We start from the raw sequence: 5,575 nt of genomic DNA, 5'->3' as shown, positions 1-5,575 counted from the left end.
AGGGTTGACCTGCACGACCTGGCTGAACGGCTGGGGCTGGAGCGGGGCAAGGGTGAGAATGCCAACTATCACTCGCCTTTCCACAAGGACAAGTCGCCGTCGATCGGGATCGACAAGGAGACCGGCAAGTACTTCCGCGACTACAGCGCCGATGGCACGCCGTTTGCCAAGGGCTCTTGTGTCGATATGGTGATGTACTTCAAGGGTTTTTCCGAGGTGCCGGAGGCGATGCGCTTCTTGCATGAGGAATACGGGATCCCTTTCGACAAGAAACCGGCATCGAACGAGCCGCGGGCGGAGAAATCCCGCGCCGAGTACATCGCCGACAAGTGCCTGGCGGAAGCGCTGAAGGTGCGCGAGTACCTGAACGGGCGCCACATCAGCGATGCGGCGATCGATGCGGCGATCCGCGCCAAGACGCTGGGCTTCAATAGCTGGGTGTCGCCCAAGGTGCAGGCTGGCCAGGTCGGCCACGGCGGCGCTGCGGCGGCGTTCATTGTGCGGGACCGTATTACGTCGGCGGTGCTGGCGGTGGATCTCCGCTATCTGGATCCGGAGATCAACGGCGGCGTGAAGACGCAATCCCAGGGCGAGAAGGACGGCCTGCCGTGGTGCATGGACTGGCGCAAGCTCAAAACCGCGACCAAGGTCTGGATCGTCGAGTCGTCGATCAATGCGCTGTCGATCGTCACTGCCGACCCGCATGCCTGCGTGCTGGTGCTGCGCGGGCTGGGCAATGTCGACCTGGTGGACTGGTCGTTCCTGCGCGCCAAGCATGTGGTGGTGTGCCTGGACAACGATCTGCCGTGGCCGGAAGGGCACAAGCTGGCCGGCCATCGGCCGGGGCCGGAGGCTGCGTGGCGGCTGGTCGAGAAGCTGACCGCGCTGAACATCGGCACCATGCTGGTCGATCAGGCCGGCTGGAAGGACGAAGACGGCGAGTCGATCAATGACTGCAACGATTACCTGGGCGCGTGGGGCCCGGAGAAGTTGCGCCGTGCGATCGATATCTACGAGCCGTGGCTGATCCCGGGCCTGCCGGCGGAATCCGGCGTGCAGGGCAAGAAGCGGGTCTATCTGCCGGCCCATGATTTTGCGCAGTACTGGAAGTTCCGCGTGCGGCCGGATTTCAGCAATTACATCGGCAAGATGGATGTGCAGGATGACGGCGACGGCGGCAAGATCGAGACGCCGGTGGTGTCCGATCTGGCCGGATTCAGGGTGGCGTCGCTGTCGCGGGTGTCGGTGGCCAGTGCGACGGCGACCATGACCGGCGATCCGGACAATCAACCGAGGGTGTATTACGTGGTGTCGGTGCAGACGGCGCGCGATGGCGCCACGCTGCTGCGGGAGGTGATGGATGGGAAAAAGTTGCACAACATCGAGCGCTGGAAGGAGTTTGGCCCGGTGTGGATCCCGTCCGCATTCAGCCGGATGATCAACATCCTGGAGCGTACCGCAGACTTGGGCGCGCGCCATGCGGCGAACTTCGTCGGTCTCGCGTACCGCGATGGGAAACTGACGGTCAACGAGGGCGCGGATTGTTATTTTCCCGAGCCTGATAAGCAGTGCCCGTACAACAACATGAGTTTCCCGACCGGCACGGTGCGCGATGCGCGCACGGTGATTGCGGCATTCCAGTCCACCTTTAAACAGAATGCGGGAATGCTGCCGCTGGTGTGGTCACTGGGCTGCCATTTGAAATGCCTGCTGGGATTCTGGCCGCACATGATGATCCAGTCGGACAAGGGCTCGGGAAAATCGACCTTCATCAAAGCTCTCGAGCGCGCGATCGCGATGACGATGTTCTCCGGCCAGTCGCTGCAGACCGAGTTCCGGCTGCTGACCTCGATCAGCCACACCTCGCATCCGGTCGGATGGGAAGAACTGTCTGCGCGCCGTCAGGAAGTGATCGACAAGGCGGTCGGCATGCTGCAGGAGAATTATCAGTACACAGTGACCCGCCGCGGCTCGGAAATGACCGAATACCTGCTGTGCGCGCCGGTGCTGCTGGCCGGCGAGGATGTGCCGGTGCGCTCGCTACTGGGCAAGATCATCCGTACCGACATCACCGGCAAGAAAGGGCCGCAAATACCGGACGACCTGCCGCGCTTTCCGGTGCGCGGCTGGCTGGAGTTCCTGTCCAGGCTGTCCCGCGCCGAAGTGCGTGAGCGTTACCGCGAGGTGCGCACCATGTGCCTGCATGCGTCCCGCGCCAGCGGCGAGGACGACGGCGCGCTGCGCATGAGCGGCAACTATGCGGCGGTGTACATGGCGTGGATGTATCTGTGCGAGTACGCCGGCATCGATGCCGACCAGGGCGACTTTGACGCCGATCTGTTCGAGGAGATGAACCGCCACATCGGCGAGACCAGCGCCGACCGCGAGCCGTGGGTCTGGATCATGGAAACCGCGCTGTCGGAGATCGCCGCCGGCCGCTTCACCTATCCGTACACCTGGGACAGCGGCGCCAGCCCGGCGCTGCTGATCCGCACCAGCCACATCATGGATCACATCTCCTCGAGCAACCACCTGCGCGAGAAGTGGAACGGCCTGCCGGTGAAGAGCGACCGCGTATTCAAGAAACAGATGCTGAACGCGGGCGTGATCGACGGCGATTGCGAGCGCACGATCCATTTCAAGCGCGTTTCCAACCTGCAGGTGATCTCGCTGGACAAGCTGAAGACGTTCGGGCTGTATGCGACGCCGTCGACGGAACGGAGTCCGGGATGAACGCCGTCACACGGCCGGTGCTGCGCTATCACGGCGGCAAATTTCGCCTGGCGCAGTGGATATTGTCATTTTTCCCCAAGCATGTGGTGTATGTCGAGCCATTCGGCGGCGCCGCGTCGGTGCTGCTGCAGAAGCCGAGAGTGGGCGCCGAATGCTACAACGATCTCGACGGCAGTGTCGTCAACCTGTTCCGCATCCTGCGCGATCCGGAGCGTGCGATCGAGCTACAGCGACGCATCGAGCTGACACCTTTTTCGCGGGCTGAATTCGACTGGGCCTATGAGCCATCGGCCGATGACATGGAGCAGGCGCATAAGCTGATCATCAAGTCGTTCATGGGACACGGCAGCGATTCAGCCACGCGGTCGTGTCGCACAGGCTTTCGATCCAAGCTGTCCGATGGGCGCGTACTGCCATCGGTCGAGTTCTCCACCTGGTCGCATGCGATCCCGTCCTTCACCGACAGGCTGCGCGGTGTGGTGATCGAAAGCCGCAACGCGATCGAGGTTATCGGCCGGATGGATTCGGAAACGACCCTGATTTACGCCGACCCGCCGTATTGCCACAGCAGCCGCTCATCCATCGTTGGACGGTCCAACAAGACACATGGCTACCGGCATGAGATGGCGGACGATGATCACCGTGAATTAGCGGCGGTGTTGCACCAGGTGCGCGGCATGGTGGTCTTGTCCGGATACCCGACCGAACTGTACGACGTGGAGCTATATGCAGCCTGGACCCGTTACGAGCGACGGCATGTGGCTGATGGGGGCAAATTTCGTACCGAGGTGGTCTGGCTCAATCCGGCTTGCGTGCGGGCGTTGGAAGCACAACGGCAGCAGCTGCAAATGTTCACCATGGAGGAATGAATGCAGGCCCTCTTTCCTCCCCAGCCGATAAATGCATGCGCCACCGGCGCACCGATTGGGGTTCCGGTTTGAACACGCCCTTGCCCGCCGCCCCCGTACCCCCTGCAAATGAAGCACGGCCGGGAAACTGCTTAACGTGAAGGAAAGGGGGCCTCCATAGGCAAATTCTATGCAGGGGAAGCACAGGCAGCGCAGAAAACGTCTGGATTGCGGTGGATAACTCGCTAAGTCCTTGATTTTAGAGAGGGTACCGCCCACAAGTCAGGGTCGGTTTTCCAGATTATCGACGCAGTATTCCAGATTATTGATTTTTGGTGTTTTGGGTGTCTTTCTTTCTATCTTTCTCTCTAAATAATTGATTAGAAAGAAGAAAGAAGAGGAAGAGCGGCAAGAAAAGAAGCGAAACGCATCCACAGGTTGCACACGGAAATCCACGGAAAAGCGCGGTGCTGAAAAAAGCGTCCACGGAATAACTTGTGGAGAAAACGCTGACTTGTGGATATCCGTGGAAGTGAATAATTAATAAAATCAAGGAGTTATCATGAAAAAAGAGCCTATCCATACATCCACAGCTTGCAATGCCTGTGTACCCCCTCCGGAATCGCAAGAATTGGCCGAAAAGTGCGACTGCCTTAACTTTTGCGGCGATGATCCTTGGATAGATAAGGAAAAGGCGACGCCGTGTGCCCATTACAAAAGGAAGCAGGCTGCCAAGGCGAAGGCCCAGGCGCAGACCCAAGCGTTGTCGAATGTCGAGGCCCTGCTTGCGCAGCATGGTGCGATGCTGGAAGGTAATCCGTATTGCTATTTTGAGTTGGCATACACCCGCCAGACAGGGTGGATGGCCTTCATCTGCGATAAGCCGGCCGGCGGCACGATTGGCACGCCAGAGTTCGGTGCGGGCCGCAAGATAATCACCAGCGGCCAGGGCGATACACCAAATAAAGCGTGCGCCAACGCCCTGATAGCGATCAAGGTCCAGGCATGAACCCGCTGATCCCAAAATTCATCGACTGGAAGCGCTACAACGAGGGCGCATCCAAGCGCACCGCCGAGGCCTATACCGCGGCGCTGCTGCGGTTTGAGGTGTTCCTGGACGGGCGCGACGTGCTGCTGGCCACCGTGGACGACGTACAGCTGTTCGGCGGGATCTGGCTGCATAAGCAAGGCGTGACGGCCGTGAGCCGCCGCCCTTACATCGCTGCGGTGCGCGAGTTCTATAAGTGGCTGACCAAGTCCGGCACGATCAAGTCCAACCCGACCGAGGGGCTGTCGTATCCGAAAACGGGCCGCAAGCTGCCGTCGATGATGACGCTGGACAGCGCCGAGAAGCTGATGTGGGCACCGGATTTCGCCTCGTTCGACGGTGTGCGCGATGCGGCGATCCTGTCGCTGCTGCTGGGCTGCGGCCTGCGCCGTGAAGGTGTATCGAGCCTGAATGAATCGAACCTGGTGCAGATGGACTTCAAGGGCGATCGCCGCTACATGCTGAAGGTGGTCGAGAAAGGCGAGAAGGAGCGCTCGATGCCGGTACCGCGCGAGGTGGACATGGTGCTGCGCCTGTACCTGGAGCATGAAGATCTGCAGGCGATCGACCGCACGCTGGCCGACGGCGACAAGGTGCTGTTCATATCGCTGAACAATATGACGGTGCCGGCGCATGAGTACATCGGCGAGCGCCGCCGCATGGCGCCGAAGGCGATCTGGGAGATCGTCAAGAAGCACGGCAAGACCGCCGGCATTCCGGACTGCCAGCTGCACCCACATGCGCTGCGCCATCTGTACGGCACCGAGCTGCTCGAGTCCGATGTCGATCTGCTGATCCGCCAGGAGCTGATGGGCCACGCCGACCCGAAGTCGACCGCGATCTATACGCACCTGGCGATGCGCAAGAAAATGGCCGAGGCCGATCGCGCCAATCCATTTACCAAGATCCGCACGCCTGTTGGTGATCTGATTTCCAAGCTGAAGCG

At 60.6% G+C, this 5,575-nt stretch carries 4 protein-coding genes; all 4 read left to right on the top strand.

The features are described 5' to 3' along the window. The coding region (locus tag HMCN_RS0116820; protein WP_025918473.1) for a toprim domain-containing protein at positions 1-2,733 on the top strand (2,733 nt) is incomplete at its 5' end. Then, entirely contained in the window at positions 2,730-3,602 is an 873-nt protein-coding gene (locus HMCN_RS0116815) for a DNA adenine methylase (protein ID WP_025918472.1), read from the top strand. The genes HMCN_RS0116820 and HMCN_RS0116815, both read left to right, overlap by 4 nt. 541 nt (positions 3,603-4,143) lie before the next feature. Then, entirely contained in the window at positions 4,144-4,590 is a 447-nt protein-coding gene (locus HMCN_RS18040; RefSeq protein ID WP_155837617.1) for a hypothetical protein, read from the top strand. Further along, on the top strand, positions 4,587-5,575 hold a 989-nt coding region (locus HMCN_RS0116805), incomplete at its 3' end, for a tyrosine-type recombinase/integrase (protein ID WP_025918470.1). The genes HMCN_RS18040 and HMCN_RS0116805, both read left to right, overlap by 4 nt.

Source organism: Herminiimonas sp. CN, from assembly GCF_000622895.1.
GTDB lineage: Bacteria > Pseudomonadota > Gammaproteobacteria > Burkholderiales > Burkholderiaceae_D > AVCC01.
Note: the sequence above shows the minus strand (reverse complement) of the source record. Positions and strands in the feature narration are given on the sequence as shown.